At 69.0% G+C, this 19,629-nt stretch carries 19 protein-coding genes and 1 tRNA gene; 15 read left to right on the forward strand and 5 right to left on the reverse strand.

What is annotated here, in order from left to right:
- Positions 1 to 275: 275 nt before the first annotated feature.
- From VJT49_RS23400 to VJT49_RS23415, 4 genes are all read left to right on the forward strand, one after another.
- Positions 276 to 1,217 carry a hypothetical protein gene (locus VJT49_RS23400; RefSeq protein ID WP_324167048.1) on the forward strand — a complete coding sequence of 314 codons (942 nt, stop codon included), beginning with the start codon at positions 276 to 278 and terminating at the stop codon, positions 1,215 to 1,217.
- Positions 1,214 to 2,164: a MazG family protein gene (locus tag VJT49_RS23405; protein ID WP_324167049.1), complete on the forward strand. Its 951-nt coding sequence runs from the start codon at positions 1,214 to 1,216 to the stop codon at positions 2,162 to 2,164. The genes VJT49_RS23400 and VJT49_RS23405 overlap by 4 nt, the downstream gene beginning before the upstream one ends.
- 9 nt (positions 2,165 to 2,173) lie before the next feature.
- Entirely contained in the window at positions 2,174 to 2,854 is a 681-nt protein-coding gene (locus VJT49_RS23410; protein WP_324167050.1) for a hypothetical protein, read from the forward strand.
- 331 nt (positions 2,855 to 3,185) lie between these two features.
- Positions 3,186 to 4,550, forward strand: a complete 1,365-nt coding sequence (locus VJT49_RS23415; RefSeq protein ID WP_324167051.1) for a hypothetical protein — start codon at positions 3,186 to 3,188, stop codon at positions 4,548 to 4,550.
- A 125-nt stretch (positions 4,551 to 4,675) separates the two neighbouring features.
- On the opposite strand, the gene VJT49_RS23420 is transcribed toward VJT49_RS23415, so the two are convergent.
- On the reverse strand, positions 4,676 to 5,080 hold the full coding sequence (locus VJT49_RS23420) for a tetratricopeptide repeat protein (protein WP_324167052.1): 405 nt from the start codon (positions 5,078 to 5,080) through the stop codon (positions 4,676 to 4,678).
- A gap of 86 nt (positions 5,081 to 5,166) precedes the next feature.
- Between VJT49_RS23420 and VJT49_RS23425 the strand changes: the two genes are divergently transcribed.
- The 6 genes from VJT49_RS23425 to VJT49_RS23450 all read left to right on the forward strand — a co-directional run bounded on the left by VJT49_RS23425 (position 5,167) and on the right by VJT49_RS23450 (position 10,456).
- On the forward strand, positions 5,167 to 5,640 hold the full coding sequence (locus VJT49_RS23425) for a VOC family protein (protein WP_324167053.1): 474 nt from the start codon (positions 5,167 to 5,169) through the stop codon (positions 5,638 to 5,640).
- Positions 5,641 to 5,699: 59 nt separating this feature from the next.
- The gene (eno, locus tag VJT49_RS23430) at positions 5,700 to 6,986 is read left to right on the forward strand and encodes a phosphopyruvate hydratase (protein WP_324167054.1); all 1,287 of its coding nucleotides are present in this window, start codon (positions 5,700 to 5,702) and stop codon (positions 6,984 to 6,986) included.
- Between the two features lie 35 nt (positions 6,987 to 7,021).
- Positions 7,022 to 7,576, forward strand: coding sequence for a septum formation initiator family protein (locus tag VJT49_RS23435; RefSeq protein WP_324167056.1), 555 nt, complete (start codon positions 7,022 to 7,024; stop codon positions 7,574 to 7,576).
- A gap of 24 nt (positions 7,577 to 7,600) precedes the next feature.
- Complete coding sequence (locus tag VJT49_RS23440) at positions 7,601 to 8,098, forward strand: DUF501 domain-containing protein (protein WP_324167057.1); 498 nt, start codon at positions 7,601 to 7,603, stop codon at positions 8,096 to 8,098.
- A gap of 264 nt (positions 8,099 to 8,362) precedes the next feature.
- The gene (locus tag VJT49_RS23445) at positions 8,363 to 9,493 is read left to right on the forward strand and encodes a lytic transglycosylase domain-containing protein (protein ID WP_324167058.1); all 1,131 of its coding nucleotides are present in this window, start codon (positions 8,363 to 8,365) and stop codon (positions 9,491 to 9,493) included.
- A gap of 9 nt (positions 9,494 to 9,502) precedes the next feature.
- Entirely contained in the window at positions 9,503 to 10,456 is a 954-nt protein-coding gene (locus VJT49_RS23450; protein WP_324167059.1) for a Ppx/GppA phosphatase family protein, read from the forward strand.
- A 38-nt stretch (positions 10,457 to 10,494) separates the two neighbouring features.
- Here VJT49_RS23450 and VJT49_RS23455 read toward each other — a convergent pair whose 3' ends face one another.
- Positions 10,495 to 11,646: an FAD-dependent monooxygenase gene (locus VJT49_RS23455; protein WP_324167060.1), complete on the reverse strand. Its 1,152-nt coding sequence runs from the start codon at positions 11,644 to 11,646 to the stop codon at positions 10,495 to 10,497.
- A gap of 70 nt (positions 11,647 to 11,716) precedes the next feature.
- Here VJT49_RS23455 and VJT49_RS23460 point away from each other — a divergent pair, with 70 nt between their 5' ends.
- Both VJT49_RS23460 and VJT49_RS23465 read left to right on the forward strand, forming a co-directional pair.
- The gene (locus VJT49_RS23460) at positions 11,717 to 12,268 is read left to right on the forward strand and encodes a TetR/AcrR family transcriptional regulator (RefSeq protein ID WP_324167061.1); all 552 of its coding nucleotides are present in this window, start codon (positions 11,717 to 11,719) and stop codon (positions 12,266 to 12,268) included.
- Positions 12,269 to 12,353: 85 nt separating this feature from the next.
- The gene (locus VJT49_RS23465; protein WP_324167062.1) at positions 12,354 to 14,072 is read left to right on the forward strand and encodes a S8 family peptidase; all 1,719 of its coding nucleotides are present in this window, start codon (positions 12,354 to 12,356) and stop codon (positions 14,070 to 14,072) included.
- 105 nt (positions 14,073 to 14,177) lie between these two features.
- Here VJT49_RS23465 and VJT49_RS23470 read toward each other — a convergent pair whose 3' ends face one another.
- Positions 14,178 to 15,665, reverse strand: coding sequence for a S10 family peptidase (locus VJT49_RS23470; RefSeq protein WP_324167063.1), 1,488 nt, complete (start codon positions 15,663 to 15,665; stop codon positions 14,178 to 14,180).
- Between the two features lie 66 nt (positions 15,666 to 15,731).
- Between VJT49_RS23470 and VJT49_RS23475 the strand changes: the two genes are divergently transcribed.
- Positions 15,732 to 16,442 (forward strand): uracil-DNA glycosylase, encoded by a 711-nt coding sequence (locus VJT49_RS23475; protein WP_324167064.1) that lies wholly within the window; start codon positions 15,732 to 15,734, stop codon positions 16,440 to 16,442.
- A 193-nt stretch (positions 16,443 to 16,635) separates the two neighbouring features.
- Here the strand turns inward: VJT49_RS23475 and VJT49_RS23480 are convergent, their stop codons facing one another.
- The gene (locus tag VJT49_RS23480) at positions 16,636 to 17,511 is read right to left on the reverse strand and encodes a hypothetical protein (protein WP_324167065.1); all 876 of its coding nucleotides are present in this window, start codon (positions 17,509 to 17,511) and stop codon (positions 16,636 to 16,638) included.
- Positions 17,512 to 17,644: 133 nt separating this feature from the next.
- Here VJT49_RS23480 and VJT49_RS23485 point away from each other — a divergent pair, with 133 nt between their 5' ends.
- The gene (locus tag VJT49_RS23485; protein WP_324167066.1) at positions 17,645 to 18,970 is read left to right on the forward strand and encodes an NAD(P)/FAD-dependent oxidoreductase; all 1,326 of its coding nucleotides are present in this window, start codon (positions 17,645 to 17,647) and stop codon (positions 18,968 to 18,970) included.
- Between the two features lie 30 nt (positions 18,971 to 19,000).
- Positions 19,001 to 19,074 (forward strand) — tRNA-Leu (locus tag VJT49_RS23490).
- Positions 19,075 to 19,086: 12 nt separating this feature from the next.
- Here VJT49_RS23490 and VJT49_RS23495 read toward each other — a convergent pair.
- The coding region (locus VJT49_RS23495) for a site-specific integrase (RefSeq protein WP_324167067.1) at positions 19,087 to 19,629 on the reverse strand (543 nt) is incomplete at its 5' end.

Genomic DNA, 19,629 nt, shown 5'->3' on the forward strand with positions numbered 1-19,629 from the left:
GCGGTTCGGTGTGGTGACATCGGCGAGGTCACCGTCGAGCACCCCGCGTATGTGGCTCCCGGTGTCGCCAGCCATGACTTCACTCCCCGTAGTCGGCTGAATGCGTAGAACGCAGTGTAGCGCGGTAGGTAGTGCCCCATCCCGGTTCTGCTGAATCTCCGCGGACGACGGTGCGATCCACATCACAGGGTGCCGCGAAGTGCGTCGATATCGAACGCAACGGCGAGCGGGGAGGGTTCCGGCTGATACAGGCGTTGTGAGAGGGTACTGGTGTGATGCGGATCATGGGTCGCCCGCGCGGGCTCCGCGGGGTTACGGCTGTCCTTGCCTTCTGCCTCCTGCTCGCCGGGTGCGGCTCCGGTCCGAGTCAGGCCCGGGCCGCTGTGCTCATTGGCGATCGCGAGATCTCCGTGGACCAGGTGCAGCAGCTGATCGACCGGGCCGTGCGGACGCAGCCGGCCGCTCAGCAGCTGGCCCAGCAGCACAAGCTCGATCTGATCGGCCGCGAGGTCGTGCGCCAGTTGGTGGTGCACGAGCTGATCGGCGAGGTCGCCCAGCGTGAGGGGCTCTCGGCCGACCCGGCCGTGGTCGGTCAGCTCGTGGCCGCGCTCGGCCAGCCGCAGTCCGCCACCGCCGCCGATCCTTCGCAGCTGGCCGGACTGATCGTCGCCCGGGTCCGTGACCACACGGAATCCGCGACGGACATCGCGCTGGAGCAGGAACTGGGCAGCAAGTACTACCGGAACATGTCGGTCACCTTCGACTTCACCTCGATCTCTTCGGACGAGGGTGGGGACCGGCGCGGCCAGGCCTTCGCCACGGCGGAACAACTCGCCGCGGCGCCGAACACCGCGGCCAGGCGCGACAACAAGTTCGCCGCAGTGCAGGATCCCGAACTCGCGTCCACCGCGCTTTACGGCGTCCCGGCGGGCAACGTGGTCGTTTTCCAGCCTCCGGGCGGTGAAGCCGTCTGGGTGGTCGCGGTCATCCGGCAGCGCGACTTCGCCGGACCGGTTGCCGTCGACGGGGCGGTTCAGGCGAGCCCCGACCAGCTGGCCTCGATCGGCATCCGGCTGTTGCAGCCCTATGTGGCCGAATCGGGCGTGAAAATCAACCCGCGTTACGGTGTGTGGGACCCGGTTTCGATGAGCCTCGCGCCGAACTCCGGCGAGACCACCGGCCTTGTCCTCCCCGTGAAGGGATCCGTGCAGCCTTGACCGTCGTGCTGCTGCCGCATCCGGACGCCGGAGTGCCGGCGTCCGCGGTGCCGCTGCTGCGCGGCGCCCGCGCCCTCTACGCCAGCGGTGTGAACGCGGACCTGCTCGGTGCGAAACCCGCGCCGGATGTCGAGGAACTGGTGGCGGAGGCGGCGGAACAACCGATCGTGCTGTTCGCGGTGGAAGCCGAGGACCCCCACGTCATGGCCCTTCGGGCGGCCGGCGCCAAGGTCATCGGGCCGTCGCCGGGCACCGGCCTGGTCGAGGCGGTGCGCGTGATGGACCGGTTGCGATCACCGGGCGGCTGTCCCTGGGACGCGGTGCAAACGCACGAGTCGCTGCGCCAGTACCTCGTCGAGGAGACCTACGAACTGCTGGAAGCCGTCGAGGGTGGGGACCGTGCGGCCATGCGCGAGGAGCTTGGCGACGTCCTGCTGCAGGTGCTCTTCCACTCGCGGGTGGCGGCCGAGCATCCCGACGACCCGTTCGACGTCGACGCCGTGGCCGGGGAACTGGTGGCCAAGCTCGTCGGCCGGCACCCGCACATCTTCGGCGACGGCGACCGGGTTCACACGGCCGCGCACCAGGAAGTGAAGTGGGAGGAGCTGAAGCAGGCCGAGAAGCGCCGTCAGTCCATTGTGGACGGCGTGGCGCTCGGTCAGCCGGCGGTGGCGCTGGCGGGCAAGCTGGGGCAGCGGTCGGGGCGCGCCGGCCTTCCGCGTGACCTGTTTCCGTCTGGTTCGGACCCCGCTGCCCAGCTTTTCCGTGTGGCCGCCTCGGCCAGCCGTGCCGGGATCGATCCCGAGGGTGAGCTTCGCGCGGTCGCGAAGCGGTTCGCGGCGGACGTGCGCGCTGCCGAAAGTGCGGCTCGGGCGGACGGCGTCGACCCCACGACCCTCGAGGCGGACGGCTGGCGTGCCTATTGGCCGCGGCCGAACTCCGGATAACCTGACCGGGTGGCCGGACCTGAGTCGCCCGCCGGATCGGGCTCGCTCGGAACCCGTTTCCGCCGGGTCTCCAGGCAGTTGTCGCTTGCCGCCGGAGTAATGGCCACCGGGTTCGTGCTGCTGCTGACCATCGGCGTCACCAAGCCCGAAGAACCGAGCCGGACACAGGCCGTGCCCGCCGCCACCACCCAGGCGCTCGTGCCACCTCCGGCGGCGGCCGCGCCGAAACCCGCGGCGGCCGCACCCGAGGACCGGCCGCATGCCTCCGATCTCGCCAGGCTCGACAGTTGGGCGCGCGGGCTGGCCGGGCCCACGCGGCTGGCGGCGAACGTCATCGCGGCCTATGGCAGGGCCGAGATGTGGATGCGGACTCAGTGGCCGGGCTGTCACCTGTCCTGGGCCACGCTCGCCGGGATCGGTCAGGTGCAGGCGGCCGGTTCCGGCCCGCTCCCGGTCCCCGACCCGATCTGGCAGCACTGGTCGGCCCGTGCGAGCGGTGACGGCAAACCAGCGGATCCACGCAATGCCCACGACGCCGCCCTCACCGTCGCCCGCGCGCTGTGTTCCGGTGGCGAGGACCTCGCCACCGGAACAGGCTGGTGGAACGCCGTGCTCGGCTACACCCAGTCCGCCTCCGATGCCCAGGATGTTTTCACCGCGGCCGACACCTACGCGACCGCTGTTCCCTGATTTCCCCACCGCGTCCCGGCGCGGCGCATTTCAGACAGATGCGGACGGTGGAAAAACCGTCCGCTAATTTGCGTCCGCAGCCTTCCAAAAAAAAGGGGGAGAAGCCAGTGGAAAGGAAATTACTCGGGATCGGCCTCGGCATGGTCGTAATACTCGGTGCCACGAGCGCCTTCCTGCTGAGTGGTGGCGAACCGCCCACGGACCCCACGGCGACCAGCCAACAGGCCCGCCCATCCAGCCTGCCCCGCCTGCTGAGCACGGGCCGCCCGACCGGGATCGCGAGGCGGTCCTCGCCGCACTGCGGCGGCTCGACGCCTGCGCGCTGCTGGACGTGGACTACGCGAAGTCGCGCCGGAATCCGGATGCCGTCGCCATTCCGTCCGGACCGCATGCCTGCGCACTGCTGACGGACCCGAAATGGACCCCGGCCTACCCCGGAGAAAGCCGGATCTCGCTCGCGGTCGGCGTCGAGAACGGCTCGGACCACCGGTTCCTGCAGAAACCAGTCGTCGTCGGGGGCGCGAAGGCCTACGAGATCAGCGGTGAATCCGGCCGGGATTGCGTGCTGGATCTTCCGGTGAGTCACACGTTCTCCATCGAATTGAGGATGGACCGTTCGTCCGGCACCAATGCCTGCGAGTTCGTGGAAGACTACGGGGCGCGGGCGGTGGCGAAACTGGCCAATCCGGACACTTTCTCGGTCGACACCGCGAAGCGCCCGTTCTCCGCATGGGACGGCTGCGCCTTCGTTGCCAAGCTCTTCGGCCAAAACCTCACCGGATACACCCTGGCGCCGGATGGCACCGAAGACCCGTTCAGCGGCTGCCGCGCTACCAGCAGGGAACAGACCAGGGCCGGGTTGAAGGCCGGCTACGACAAGTGGCGGCCGAACCGGGGCGACCGGCTCACGCGGATCGGCGACAAGGACGCCATCGTCCGGGATGGGGGCAACTGCGACGTGCTGTGGCACCAGGGCCCGTCCGGAAGCGCCAACGAGTGGTTCGGTTCGCTGATCTTCGACCTGGTCGCGGAGGACTGTGCCACGGCCACACGGCTCGCCGCCGAGGCGATCCAGCTCGCCGGGCAGGCACCCGAGAGCGGCGCCGTGCAGCCGCAGCGTCCTCTGCTCTACGGGCCTGACGAGAACGACACCGGCAAGGTAGGTGCCTGCGTGGACCTCATCAACTCCGATTGCTCGCCCTACCGGGGCGGAATCACCGTCCCCCCGACCTTCGAAGCCGCGGCGAATGCTTCCAGGGTGAATCAGGCGGTGCAGTGCGAGGCGTTCCAGGAAGCGGTCAAGGCCGCGTATGGCGAGACGTTGGCGCCGGTCACCTGGGGTACGCACTGCATGTTCGTCGAGCCCACCCACACCCTGCTCGTGTATGTGGACATAGACGGGCAGAACCGGCCCGCCGAGTACGGCACAGGTTCCAGCAACTGGATCGACCGGCAGGTCAAGCAGGTTGGCGGTAAGCAGGCGGTGACGTTCCGGACGGCCGACGGTGCCGAGTACGACGTCTACTACTCGCCGTACAACGAGATCAGCCGCAGGGGAAACCTGCACCTCCACCTACAGGCGTACCCGCCGCGGGGCGTCCGGTACGAGAACGCGGTGCCGCTGGACCCCGTCAGGACCGAACTCGCCGAGCGAGTCGTCGCCCTGGTCGACCGAAAGTACTTCGGGTCGCGCTGATCAGTGTTGCTCAAGCACGGGTGCGGGTAGCCAGGCCGTGACGGCTGTCGCGGGCGCAGGTCGGTCACGTTTGCGGCCTGCCTCCCGCGCCGTACCGCGTTGTGCGCTGTCATCAACGAAATCGTTCAGTTCTCTTGAAGCCGGACGCGCGCGCTGACCTCGGAGAGGGCGTCCTGGTACTCGGGCACCGGGTTCATCGCCCAGGCCATCCGCAGCTGGCCGAGCGCTTCGACGAGCCGCCCGAGCCGTTGCAGCGTGCGGCCGAGCACGAACCGGGCGTAGTGGTCGGCGGGGTCGAGTTCGAGCACCCGTGTGAACGCCCGTTCGGCCCGGTTGAGCTGTGCGGAATGGAAGTAGGCGCGACCGGCGAGCAGTTGCACGCTCGGTTTGTCCGGTTCCGCCTCGAGCACCGGTTGGAGGACCTTGAGCGCGTCGAGCGGGCGTCTGTTCTCGATCAACGCCTCGGCCTGCCGGAATGCCTTGAACCGGTGCTCGCCCGTATGATCCCGGGCCAGGTCCTCGTCATTCATAGTCTGATCGACGTTACCCGCCATTCGCGGCTTTCGGCAGGGGTGCGATCACGTGAGCGACCCCCGGCGTGATGAACTTGCGCGCTATGAGCGAACCCCGTTACCTCGGTCTGTCGCCCTACCTGTACTACACCGACGCCACCGAAGCGCTCGAATGGCTGGTCCGCGTGTTCGGCTTCACCGAAAAGGTGCGGTATGTCGACTCGGCCGGCCTGGTGTTCCAGGCGACCGTCGCGGCGGGCGACGCGGAAATCCACCTGGCCGGGGTAGGTGCGGACTACTGGGCGGCCAAGGGCGTCGACCGGCCGGTGGGCCAGCTCAACATCGTCTACGTGTCCGATGTCGACGCTCAGTACGAGCGAGTGTGCGAGGCGCTCGGCGAGGCGGGAGAGGTGGCCCCTCCGCAGGATCAGCCTTATGGCGCAAGGGTGTTCACGGTGCTCGACCTCGGCGGCAACAGCTGGACGTTCTGGCAGCGGATCTCGGACACCGCGGATTTGCCGCCGGGCTGGCAGGAGGTCCGGGCCGGAGCCGGGACCGAGCGTGCCCCCGGCGAGTAAGGAGGGGGTGCCGTTACGCTGGTGCCGTCGTCGCTGGGACTATCGGTGAGGAGCGAAGCGTGGCGGTCATCGAGCAGGTAGGCGCGCGCGAGATTCTGGACTCGCGCGGCAACCCGACCGTTGAGGTGGAGGTGGCCCTGGACGACGGCACGTTGGCGCGGGCCGCCGTTCCGTCGGGGGCGTCCACCGGCGAACACGAGGCCGTCGAACTGCGCGACGGTGACGCGTCGCGCTACGGCGGCAAGGGCGTCGAGCGCGCGGTCGCCTCGGTGCTCAACGAGATCGGGCCCGAGCTGATCGGGATCGAGGCGGTCGAGCAGCGGGTCGTCGACCAGAAACTGGTGGACCTGGACGGCACGCCGGACAAGTCGCGGCTGGGCGCGAACGCGCTCCTCGGCGTCTCGCTGGCGGTGGCCAAGGCCGCGGCCGAGTCGGCCGAGCTTGAGCTGTTCCGTTACCTCGGCGGGCCGAACGCACACGTGCTCCCGGTGCCGATGCTGAACATCCTCAACGGTGGTGCGCACGCCGACACCGACGTCGACATCCAGGAGTTCATGATCGCGCCGATCGGCGCCGAGTCGTTCCGCGAGGCGCTGCGCTGGGGCACCGAGGTCTACCACTCGCTCAAGTCGGTGCTCAAGAGCCGCGGCCTGGCCACCGGCCTGGGCGACGAGGGCGGCTTCGCGCCGAGCCTGTCCAGCAACCGCGAGGCACTGGACCTGATCACCACGGCCATCGAGAAGGCCGGCTACACCCCGGGCCGGGACGTCGCGCTCGCGCTGGACGTCGCCGCGACCGAGTTCTTCTCGGACGGCACGTACACCTTCGAGGGCGAGAAGCGCAATGCTGAGCAGCTTTCCGCCTACTACGCCGAACTCCTCGACGCGTACCCGCTGGTCTCGATCGAGGACCCGCTCGCGGAGGACGACTGGGACGGCTGGGTCGCGCTGACCAGCCAGATCGGGGAGCGGGTGCAGTTGGTCGGCGACGACCTGTTCGTGACCAACCCGGACCGGCTGGAGCAGGGCATCGAGCGCGGCGCGGCGAACGCGTTGCTGGTCAAGGTCAACCAGATCGGTACTTTGTCGGAGACTCTGGACGCCATCACGCTGGCCACGTCCTACGGCTACCGGAGCATGATGAGCCACCGTTCCGGCGAGACCGAGGACACCACCATCGCCGACCTTGCCGTCGCCACCGGGGTGGGCCAGATCAAGACCGGCGCGCCGGCGCGCAGCGAGCGGGTCGCGAAGTACAACCAGCTGCTGCGGATCGAGGAGACGCTCGGCGACGCCGCCCGCTACTCGGGTGACCTGGCGTTCCCGCGGTTCAGCCCGGAGAACTGAGTGGAGCCGCCGAGAGCCGCAGGGGCGATCCCGTCGTGACCCAGCGGGCGCGCGAGCGCGGCAGCCGCGACCGCCGCACGGAGAGCCCACGGGTTCGCCGCGTGGAGGGGGTGCCCGCGCGCCATCCCCAGCGGACGCGGCGGGACCCGCGCGGTGCCGGGGCCAGGGCGCGGCTGCGCCTGAAGCTGGCGGCGAAACAGGCCAGCGGCGCGGCCCGCGTGCTGGGCATGTCGACAACCCGGCGCGCGGCCGTGCTCGCGATCGTGATCTGCGCGCTGGCCTTCACCCTGGCGGTGCCGCTGCGCACGTATGTGAGCCAGCGGGCGGAGATTCGGGTGCAGCAACAGCGCCAGGCACAGTTGCAGGCCGAGGTCGCCGAGCTGGAGGCCCGCAAGGCCGCGCTGGCCGACCCGGCCGAGGTGGAGGCGGAGGCACGGCGCCGGCTCCGGTACGTGATGCCGGGCGAGACGCCCTACCTGATCCAGCTTCCCGAGGACACTCCGCAGGGGCAGGGCCAGGCCGCGCGGCAGAAGGCCGTACCCGGCGACTCCGCGTGGTACCAGCAGCTGTGGTCCAGCCTCGGAGGCTGAGCAGCCTGCTGGGACAATAGAAGGGTGACTAGGACTTTCGAGCCGGTGACCGAGGCCGACCGGGAGGTCATCGCGGGCCAGCTGGGCAGGCCGCCGAGGGCGCTGCGTGCGATCGCGGCACGCTGCCCCAGCGGGCACCCGTCTGTGGTGCAGACCAATCCCCGGCTGGAGAACGGCACGCCGTTCCCGACCCTGTACTACCTGACCTGCCCGCGGCTCACCTCGCTGGTCGGCAGGCTGGAGGCGTCCGGGATCATGCGCGAGATGACCGAGCGCCTGGCGCGGGATCCCGATCTCGCTGCCGCCTATCAGCGCGCGCACGAGTCCTACCTGGCCCAGCGGGACGCGATCGAGCCGCTGGGGCACCAGGTCACCGCGGGCGGCATGCCTGGCCGGGTGAAATGCCTGCATGTGCACCTCGCCCACACGCTGGCCCGCGGTCCGGGCGTGAACCCGTTCGGTGACCAGACCCTGGAACTCCTGCGCCCCGACTGGCCCTCCGGCGACTGCGCCGCCGGCTGAACGGGGGACCGGGAACTTGCCCCAGAAGGCGCTGATCACTCTCTCACGCACTTTTCCCACCGGAAGGCGGGATTTCGTGCCCTTTGAGGCAAAGCCTTTTCTGACGGTAACGAACCTAGCAAGCTGGGGGATAGGCAAGAGGATATCGCGCGTTTGACGGCGACTGCGTGACGATCGATCTGGGCGGGGGCGTCCAAGGGGAGGTAGCGGGGTGTGAGGCTGAGGCGAGCACGGGCCGCCCGGCGTAAGATCCGCAGAATCGGCTTGCGCTACAAGACTTTCGTCGCGATGGTCGGCGGGGTCGCGGCCGTACTGCCCGCGGTCGCGCTGAGCGGCGGGACCGGGGACTGGGCGGCTCAGGTCAGCAGCGAGCATTCCCGCAACATGAGCCTGGTCGGCGGCTTCGACCCGAAACTCGTGCACGTCAACGTCGACGGGACCCTCCCCGAGGTCTCCACGCCCACCGAACTGCCGCTGTCGGTGGACCAGCTGCCCGCCGCCTCCGTCCTGCCCGGTGGCCTGCTCGGCATCCCGGGCACCGCGCTGCGGGCGTACCGCAACGCGGCCGACATCATGGCGATGGAGCAGCCGAACTGCCATATCGACTGGGCGTTGATCGCCAGCATCGGCCGGATCGAGTCCAACCACGCTCGCGGCGGGTACGTGGACCTCAACGGCAGGACGCTGGAACCGATCCTCGGCCCCGAACTCAACGGCATCGGCTCGGTCGCCGCCATTCCCGACACCGACCACGGGGTCTACGACTTCGACCCGACCTGGGACCGCGCGGTCGGGCCCACCCAGTTCATCCCGTCCACCTGGCTCGCCTACGCCTCGGACGGCAACGGCGACGGCGTGGCCGACCCGAGCAACATCTTCGACGCGACGCTGGCCACCGGGCGCTACCTGTGCTCAGGTGGCCTCGACCTGTCGAAGCCCGATCAACTGCGCGCGGCGATCTACCGCTACAACAACTCCAGCACCTATGTCGACATCGTCATTCTCTGGGCCGAGGCCTACCGCAGGGGTGTGCTGACGATGCCGGACAGCCAGGTGCCGATCGGCACGCCACCGCCGCCGATCGTGGCCGCGCCACCCCAGGTGACCCCGCCGCCGATGCCCACGACTACTTCGCCGCCCCCGTCGACGGGTTCCAGCAGCACTCCGCACTCCACCGGCGGCTTCTCGTCGTCCCAGCCCAGCTCGTCGCCCAGCAGCCCGTCGCCGACCTGCACCAGCAGCCCGGAGTCGAGCCCGCCCAGTTCGTCGTCGAGCCCGCCGAGTTCGTCCCTGCCGCCGTGCGATCCGGGCAGCAGCTCGGAGCCGAACCCGTCCACCTCCACCACATCCTCGCCCACCACCGCCATGAACGCGGGTACTTCGCGCCCCAGGTAGATTCTGGGCATGCCCCGTGTTGCCGCGATCGACTGTGGAACGAACTCCATCCGCCTGCTCGTCGCCGAGCTGACGCACCGCCACGACGGCACCGTCGACCTCCGTGACCTGCACCGGGAGATGCGCATCGTGCGCCTCGGTCAGGGCGTGGACGCGACCGGCAAGCTGGCGCCGGAGGCCCTCGAACGCACGCGTGCCGCGCTCGCCGACTACACCATCGCCGCCCGGCGCAAGGGCGTCGAGCGTGTGCGCATGGTCGCCACGTCAGCGACGCGCGACGCGAGCAACCGCGAAGACTTCTTCGCCATGACGAGGAAAGTCCTCGGGGTCGAGGCGGAGATCATCAGCGGTGACGAGGAAGCGCGCCTGTCCTTTACCGGCGCGGTGGGCGAACAGGATCCCGACGACGGCCCGTTCCTCGTGGTCGATGTCGGCGGCGGTTCCACCGAACTGGTTCTCGGCGACTGGGACGGTCAGCGGGCGTCGGTGACTTCCGCGCGGTCGGTGGACATCGGCTGCGTGCGGATCACCGAGCGGGCCCTGAAGTCGGACCCGCCCACGGCCGGTGAGATCGCGGCCGCCCGCGAGTTCGCCACCGAGGTGCTTGCCGAGGCGTTCGACGTGGTGGACGTCGCCAAGGCCAAAACCTGGATCGGTGTCGCGGGCACGATCACCACGCTGTCCGCGGTGGCCCAGCACCTTCCGGAGTACGACTCCGACCGCACCCACCTGTCCCGTCTGTCCACTGAGGACATTCACCGGGTCGCCGACGAGCTCCTCGGTGTCGACCACGCCGCCCGCGCGGCCAATCCGGTGATCCACCCCGGCCGGGTGGACGTGATCGGTGGCGGTGCGCTCATCGTGCGGGTGCTGTCCGAGCAACTGGCCGAGCGGGGCGGCCCGGCCGACCTGGTGGTCAGTGAGCACGACATCCTGGACGGCATCGCGCTCTCACTGGCCTAGACAGACGCCTCCGTCGAGGGGCAGGAGAGTGGCCGGTCTCAGTAGTCCTTGAGGGCGATCCCGTTCGCCGCGCGGCGAATCGGCTCCAGCACGCGGGCGACGATCTTGTCCTTGCCCGGCAGTTTCGGCATCAGCCTGAGCATCCTCAGCTGGAACCACAGCTGGGCGCGGCCGCGCTGGATCATGCCCTTGAGCTGGCTCGGCGCCAGTTTCTGGTTCAGCGCGACGAACTCCCGCATCTGCGCCTGGTAGGCGGCGAAGGCCTGGCGGTGATCGATCGCGTTGAGTTCGCCCGCGAGCACGTAGGCGCCGACGAGCGCGAGACTCGTGCCCTGCCCTGAAGCCAGGGACGGCGCGTAAGCCGCGTCGCCGAGCAGTACGACCCGCCCGTTCGCCCAGTTCTCGCAGTGGATCTGGCTGACCGTGTCGACGTAGAAGTCCCGTGACTTGCGGACGTCGTCCAGCAGGCGCGGCACCTCCCAGCCCGCACCGGCGAAGGCTTCGTCGAGCGTGCCCGACAGGTACAGGAACATCGCCCTGGCCTCGGCAATCCGCCTGGTGCGGTAGACGATGGCCACTTTGCCCGCCATCGGGTAGGTCAGCTCCCAGCGGTCCAGGTTCAGGTGGTTCGGCACCGTGCCGATGGCGACCTGGCAGCCGAGGTCGCGGCGGAACCGCGCTTCGGGCCCGAACGCGAGTGCGCGCACGGCCGAGTGCAACCCGTCCGCCCCGACGACGAGGTCGAACCGGCGGGGCGCGGCGCGCTCGAAGGCGACTTCGACGCCGCCTTCGTCCTGCCGCAGGTCCTTGATCGAGTCGTCGAAGAGGTACTCGACGTCGTTCCTCGTGCGCTCGTAAAGGATCCGGGTCAGGTCGCCGCGCATGATCTCGACGTCTTCGCCCTCGCGCATGCCGAAAAAGTCGGCACTCATGGTCGCCACTTCCTTGCCTTCGGCGTCGACGATCGTGCTGCCACGCAGGTCGGTGGCGTGGCGGCGGACCTCGTCGAGGATGCCCATGCGCTCGGCGACGGTCAGCGCGGCCCCCCGGATATCGATCTTGTAGCCGCCTTCGCGGAGCTGGGGCGCGCGTTCGAGCACGGTGACGCGGAAGCCGTGGTGGTTCAACCAGTAGGCGAGGGCCGGGCCGGCGACGCCCGCGCCCGAGATGAGGACCGTCCTGTTCTCCATGCCGAGTACTGTACGCATGTCTTATACATTTGTGCAAGACGCTTGTCTGAGAAAGGTGTAGGGTGGTGGCATGGGAAATCGGGAGGACCTGCTGGCCGGCGCCAAGCGATGCCTGGTCGAGAAGGGCTACAGCCGCACGACCGCGCGCGACATCGCGTCCGCGGCCGGGGTCAGCCTCGCGTCGATCGGGTACCACTTCGGCTCCACAAAGGCGTTGCTCAACGCGGCCGTTTACGAGGCGATGGCGGAGTGGGGGGAAAAATTCGGGCAGGCGCTGGCGAGCGGGGACCGGAGTTTCGAGGCCATCTGGGCGCGCGTGCTCGACTCGTTCCGTACCGACCGGGCGTTGTGGCGGACGCAGATCGAGATGGTCACCCAGTTTCAGCACGAGCCCGAATTGCGAGGCGAGATCGCCGCGATGCAGAAAGAGGGGCATTTCGCGCTCGCGGAAATGTTCCAGGGCCTCCGTCGCGAGGATGACGAGCGCGTGGCACGGGTGGCCGGAACCTTTTACCAGGTGTTGCTTTCCGGCCTGCTGGTGCAGTGGTTGGTCGATCCCGAACTGGCGCCCACCCCCGCTGAGCTGGCCGAAGGCCTGCGGTTGGCGGTGCCCGGCAGGTGACTACCGACTTTCGTCGGGTTTTCGTTCTGGTTGGCCGGAAGTCCCGATAGGTTCCTTTTCACCGCTTTGTGAGGAGGAACTTCCGTTGAGAAGAACCAGATTGCTCGTCGCCGCGCTCGCGGTGCCGCTGATCGGTGCGGCCACCGCGCCGGTCGCCGCGGCACAGCAAGCGCTTTCCGGGGCGGCCACGGAGTTCACCGTGCTGACCGCGGCCGGCGGAAGCGTCGCGGCCGCGGAAAAGGCGATCAAGGACTCGGGTGGCACCGTGCTGCGCAGCAACCCCGCGGTCGGACTGATCACCGCGAGCGCCCCGGCCAATGGGTTCGTCGAGCGGGTCAGCGCCAAGAGCGCGGTCTACGGCGCGGCGAAGGCGACCAGCATCGGGCAGGTGCCGAAGGACAAGGCCGTCGTCAAGCCGGACGCCGTGGAGAAGGAAGCGCGTGGGGCGGCGAACGGCAAGCCGGCCGTGAAGAAGCCCGCGCCAGTGGGCATGGACCCGCTCGACGACAAGTTGTGGGGCCTGAAGTCCGTCCGCTCGGATCTTTCGCGAACCGTGCAACCCGGCGACAAGCGCGTGAAGGTCGGCGTGATCGACACCGGTATCGATGGCGCGCACCCGGACATCGCGCCGAACTTCGACTACGCCGATTCGCGCAACTTCACCCGTGACATCCCCACCGACGAGACCGGTGCCGTCGTCGACGGATTCTGCGAGTACCGCGGCTGTGTCGACCCGGCGGACCACGACGACAATGGCCATGGCACGCACGTCGCGGGCACGATCGCGGCCGCCGCCAACGGTTTCGGCGTCTCCGGTGTCGCGCCGAACGTGACCCTGGTCAACGTGCGCGCCGGCCAGGACTCCGGCTTCTTCTTCCTCGAGCCGGTCGTCGACGCGCTGACCTACGCCGGTGACGCCGGGATCGACGTGGTCAACATGTCGTTCTACGTGGATCCGTGGTTGTACAACTGCCAGCACAACGTGGCCGACTCGTCGGCGCAGCAGGTCGAGCAGCGGACGATCGTCGAGGCGATTTCCCGCGCGCTGGACTACGCCTACCGCAAGGGCGTGACGTCCGTGGTGGCCCTGGGCAACGAGCACAGCGACCTCGGCGCGCCGCAGCCGGACGCCACCAGCCCGGACTACCCGGCGAGCGCCACGCACCCGCGCACGATCGACAACGCCACCTGCCTGTCCCTGCCCGCCGAAGGGCCGCACACCATCGGCGTTTCCGCGTTCGGACCGTCGCAGAAGAAGGCGGACTACTCGAACTACGGCACCGAGCAGATCTCGGTTTCCGCGCCCGGCGGGTTCTTCCGCGACGGCTTCGGCACCGACTGGTACCGCACCAACGAGAACATGATCCTGTCGGCGTATCCGCGCAACGCCGGCGTGGCCGAAGGCAACATCGACGCGGACGGCGACATCACGCCGGACGGGGCGGCGATCGGCGTCCAGAAGGTGACCGCGCCGGACGGGCGGGTCGGGTACTACCAGTACCTGCAGGGCACCTCGATGGCCACGCCGCACGCGACCGGCGTCGCCGCGCTGATCGTTTCCCAGTACGGGAAGCAGGGGCGGGGCGGGTTCGGCCTGAGCCCGGACAGCGTGCAGCGGGTGATCGAGGGCACGGCCGCGAAGGTCGCGTGCCCGGTGCCGCGGACCGTCGACTACCTCAAGGAGGGCCGCGACGCTTCCTTCACCGCGACCTGCGAGGGTACCCCGGAGTTCAACGGTTTCTACGGCCACGGTGCCGTCGACGCCTACTCCGCGGTGACCCACGGCGCCCGTTATCTCGGCTGACACCTCCGCGAACGCGGAACCCGCACGCCGCGAATGGGGAACTCGCGCTTCCGGCCGTGCGAGTTCCACCTCGAACGTGAGCGAGTTCCGCGTTCGTGGCTGGGACTAACGGTTCGAGGCGGATGCGATGAAGGCCGCTAGGTCCGTGGACTGCTGGATCCGCGAAGGTTCGTGGCAGTACATCATGTGGCCCGCCGGGTAGTAGGCCGATTCGATGTTCTCCCGCAGTTCCTCGGGGATCGCGAGGTGGGCCAGCACGTGCTCGGCGGCGAAGTACGGGGTGGCGCCGTCGTAGTAGCCGAGCGCGACGTGCACCTTCAGCCGCGGGTTGGCGCGCATGGCCGAGCCCAGGGACTCCACGGCGGACACCGAGCGCCCCTGGAAGTCCGAGTACGACCACGCCTGGTTGACCTCGAGCGACAACACCTCGTACGGCAGGTCGTTCTCGTACTCCAGTTCCGTGCGCACGTAGTGGTTGAACCCGGCCGAGTAAGCACCGATGATCCGTGAGATCGAGGCGTCGTCGCGCATGTGCTCGCGCCCGCCGTCGGGCTCCCAGGTGGTGAACCGGCCGTCCATCCGCCCGGTGGTCAGACCACGGTCGCGCAGCACTTCGGTGAAGAACCGCACGTGCTCGATGCGCAGGTTCGATCTGTCTACATAGGACTCGTCGAGCCCGGTGAGGGAGGCGAGCGTCCGCACGGTTTCGGTGCGCTCCACCGTGGACAGCCGGGCTCCGCGCTGGAGCGCCCACGGCAGGTCGCGCGCCGCGAACTCCTCGGCGTCGGCGAGCACGTCGTCGAGCGGCCGGTCCCCGTGGAGACCGTGGTAGTGCGCGATCGCCGCGTAGGTCGGCACGAACAATGAGTACGGCAGGTCATTGCCCTCGGTGAAGCGGATCGTGCCCATGTCCAACACCGACGAGATCAGCATGATCCCGTTGAGGAACAGCCCGTGCCGGTCCTGGAGGTGTTCGGCGAGTGCGGCCGCCCGCAGCGTGCCGTAGGACTCGCCGGCCAGGAACTTCGGCGACAGCCAGCGTCCGTTGCGCGAGGTCCACAGCCGGATGACCTCCCCCACGGACTCGATGTCCGGGGTGAATCCGTGGTAGTCCTGCGGTTTCTCCCCGGTGACCGGCCGGGAGTAGCCGGTGGACACCGGGTCGATGAAGACCAGGTCGCTGTGCGCCAGCAGGGTTTCCGGGTTGTCGGCCAGCCGGTAGGGCGGCGGTTCGGGGGCGTCGACGTCGCCGGAGATCACCCGGCGTGGCCCGAGCAGCCCCATGTGCAGCCAGATGCTCGCCGAGCCGGGACCGCCGTTGAAGGCGAAGGTCACCGGGCGGGTTCCGGGGTCGGCGTCGTCGAGCGTGTACGAGGTCAGGAACACCTCGGCCCTGGGCAGGTGGCCGTCGAACTTGCCGTCGGTGAGGATCTCCCTGCGCAACACGATCCGTCCGGTCTTGGCGGTGTAGGCCAGTTTCCGGTCGTCGATGGTCAGCGTGTGCTCGGAGGTGACCAAGTCGTCCATGGGTTCGGCGGGCTTGGTTTCAGCGGCGGGAGCCGGTGTGGTCTCGTCGTCGGTGGTTTCGGGCATGCGCTGAATGTAGCCGTGACGCGCGGCGGCTCCGTTGAGGGTGGTGAGCGGGCTTACTCTGGCCCGGTGACGCAAACATCGCTGGTCGAGTTGGACGCGGCGGTCGCCGAGTGCCGGCGCTGCCCGCGGCTGGTCGCCTGGCGCGAACAGGTCGCCGCGACCAGGCGGGCGGCCTACGCGAACGAGACCTACTGGGGCCGTCCGGTGCCCGGCTTCGGTCCGCCCGACGCGTCGCTGGCGATCGTCGGGCTGGCTCCGGCCGCGCACGGCGGGAACCGCACCGGCCGGATGTTCACCGGCGACCGCTCCGGCGACGTGCTCTTTCAGGCCCTGTACGACGTCGGGCTCGCCTCGCAGCCACAGTCGAAGCACGTCGGCGACGGCCTCGAACTACGCGGAACCCGGATCACCGCGCCCGTGCACTGCGCCCCGCCCGCGAACAAGCCGACCCCCGCCGAGCGCGACACGTGCCGCCCCTGGCTGGCCCGTGAACTCGACCTGCTGAGGCCGACCTTGCGTGCGGTGGTCGTGCTCGGCGCGTTCGGCTGGCAGGCGCTGCTGCCGGTGCTGGCCGAACTCAGGCCGGTACCGAAACCCGCGCCGCGATTCGGGCACGGTGTCGAGGTCGACTTGGGCGGGCTGCGCCTTTTCGGCTGCTATCACGTGTCCCAGCAGAACACCTTCACCGGCCGCCTGACACCCGCCATGCTCCGCGACGTGTTGGCACGTGCCCGTGACGCCGCTGGCCTACGCCCTGGCAGCCCCCGCGACGCGTAACGGTGGGAAAACGTCGAGATACCGCGCTGCGGCCGGCCCGGTTCTCCGGGGCGTCGGAACGGTTCTGGCTCGACCTGCGGTCGAGCTACGACTTGGAACTCCGGAAGGATGAACTTGCCGACTGGCGGGCCAGGATGTCCCCCGGCCGTGTGTGAGGGCCGGGTGAATCCGGAGTGATCACGGGGTCCTGAACTCAGTCGAGCATGCCGTTGTGTCGCAGGACCGTCAGCGCGCGGACCGTGGCGTAGCCGCGCCATTCCAGGGAAGCCGTCGGAGAGTAGCTGGCGAAGTCGACGGGCCAGCCGCCGTCCGGTTGCTGCTGGGCCTCGAGACGGCGAAGCTCGGCGTCGATCACGTCCGGACCGAACAGGCGTCGCGCCGGCCCGCCGGGGAAGGGTGCGAAGTCGAGTGGGCGCATCATCTCGTCCTCGGCGCCGCCGTCGACATGGACAAGGCCATTTTCGGGGAGATACGAGCCGAGCCGTTCCAGCGGCGAGGGAACGTTCGCGGCATCGAGGAAACGCACGGCGAACGCGAGAGCGAGAGCGTGCGGCCGTCCTTCGAGCCTTTCGATGGCCGACAGGCAGTACTCGGTGATGCGGGCGAGCCAGGGGTGGGCGGCGACGGCCGGATCGTGGGCCGCGACGCGGTGCGCGTTCTCCGCGACGATCGCGGAGATCTGTAGTGAGGACACGGCCGGGTCGGCGTCCGCCCAGAACGGCGCACAGCCGGCGGGGCTGGTGACGGGCAGCGCGAACGGGAGTCCGCCATCCGGCAAGGTCACCGACGCCAGCCAGTCGCACAGCTCGACGGCCCGCGGGCTGGTGGCGGGGGCGATGTCCGCGAACACCTCGAAGGCGTGCAGGGCCGGTCCGGTCTGGCTCTCCGGCGACCGGAGGTCGGGCTCGAGCCCCCACCCGTAACCGCCGTCGGGGTTGCGGTACCCGTCCAGCGCGGCAAGCGTCGCCTCGACGTTGCCTTCTCCGAGACCGCGGAGGTAGCGGCGGCGGTCGAGAAGCCGGGCATGGGTGGCCATGAAGCCGGTGGCGGCGGGAAGATCGATGCTCATGAAGACATCCTGGCGACCGGGGAACGGCCGCGCGACCGGGTGATCTGAATCGTTTTGCCCTGCTGCGGCGATGCCGGTCACAACTGGTCGGGGTATGCGAGCGTGGCGCTCAATCGGGTGCGAAGATACGACTATGGCCGCAGCGAAGTCGGAACCGACCCGGATTTTGATCCTGGGCGGTGGTTACGTCGGGCTCTACACCGCGCTGGGACTCCAAAAGAGTCTCCGCGCGAACGAGGCTTCCGTCACGATCGTCGACCCCCAGCCGCACATGACGTACCAGCCGTTCCTGCCCGAGGCGGCGGCCGGTGCGATCGAGCCGCGGCACGTGGTGGTGCCGCTGCGGAGGGTGCTCAAGCGGTGTCACGTGCTCACCGCACGCGTGACCAAGATCGAGCACGAGCACAAGGCCGTCACGGTCGAAGCCGCGGACGGCCACATCGAGCAGTTGCACTACGACGTGCTCGTGGTCGCGCTCGGTGCGGTCGCGCGGTTGCTGCCGATTCCCGGCCTCGCCGAGCAGGGCATCGCGATCAAGACCATCGGTGAGGCCATCTACCTCCGTAACCACGTGCTCACCAAGCTCGACCAGGCGTCCAGCACGCTGGATCCCGAGCTGCGCAAGCGTTTGCTGACCTTCACGGTCGTCGGCGGCGGCTTCGCCGGCATCGAGGCGCTCGCCGAGCTCGAGGACATGACCCGCTTCGCCACCCGCTACTACGAGAACATCGACCCGGAGGACATCCGCTGGGTGCTCGTCGAGGCGGCGGGCCGCATCCTGCCCGAGGTCCGCGAGACGCTCGGCGTGTGGACCGTGGAGCAGTTGGAGAAGCGTGGCATCGAGGTCTACCTGTCGACCGCGGCGAAGTCGTTCGAGAACGGGCATGTGGTGCTCTCCGACGGCACCGAGTTCGACAGCGACACGATCATCTGGACCGCCGGGGTCAAGGCCAACCCGGTGCTGATCAACTCCGATCTTCCGGTGGACAAGCGCGGCCGGGTCGAGGCTACGGCGGCCCTGCAGGTCGTCGGCCACCCGGACGTCTGGACCGCCGGAGACAACGCCGCGGTGCCCGACCTTTCGCGCACGGAACAGGACCCGACGGCCACCTGCCCGCCCAACGCGCAGCACGCCGTCCGCCAGGCCCGGCTGCTGGCCAAGAACATCATCAAGGTGCTGCGCGGCGGCCAGCCGAAGGACTACTACCACAAGAACCTCGGTGCCGTGGCCGGCCTCGGCCTGCACAAGGGCGTCGCCGACGCGTTGAACCTGAAGATCAAGGGCTTCCCGGCCTGGCTGTTCCACCGTGGCTATCACCTCAAGGCGATGCCGACCTTCAACCGCAAGGTCCGCATCCTGCTCGACTGGATGCTCGGCGGCCTGTTCCGGCGCGAGGTCGTCTCGCTCGGGCAGATCAACAACCCGAAGGAAGAGTTCGCCAGGGCCTCCAAGTCCTGACCGGGCGGGCACCCCAGTACGCTGATCAGTGCCCCAGTAGCCCAACCGGCAGAGGCCGTCGACTTAAAATCGATCAAGTGCGGGTTCGAGTCCCGTCTGGGGCACTCTTTCCCAGCTCAGCGGCTTGTGGTGTCCTCGTCCGGCGGCTCTGTTCCCAGTTTACTCCCGGGAAACTCTGAGTCTTCACACCACATGCCGTCTAGCGCCTCAGCCGTCGCCCGGGATACGGCCGTCCGGCCCATGTACACATCTTGCGTCATGGAGGGCTTGGCATGGCCGAGGTGGTCAGCGATCATCCGGGCGGTCAGCTTCGCCTCGTCCATCACCGTCGCCGCCGTCTTGCGGAACACATGTGATGTCACCCACGCGAAGCCCTCGCTTCCCCGCGCCTCCCGGAGAGCTCGCCGAGTGTTTGACGGGTCCCGCAGGCCACCCAGGCTGTCGGGAAAGACCGGACTCGACCCGGATCCGCCGGCCGATTGAGCGGCGGCCCAGCGCCGACTAAGCATGTCCACTGCCCAACTCGGCAACGGCAGGGTTCGCTCACTGTTCCGAGACTTTACCCGCTTGCGGCGTTGGAGGCCCTCGCCCCGGACCCGCACAACCTTCCAGTCGATCTCCACGAGCGCCGTGTCGAGATCGATGTCTTCCCACACGAC

Origin of the sequence: Amycolatopsis sp. (assembly GCF_035276945.1) — a bacterium.
Classification (GTDB): Bacteria; Actinomycetota; Actinomycetes; order Mycobacteriales; family Pseudonocardiaceae; genus Amycolatopsis_E.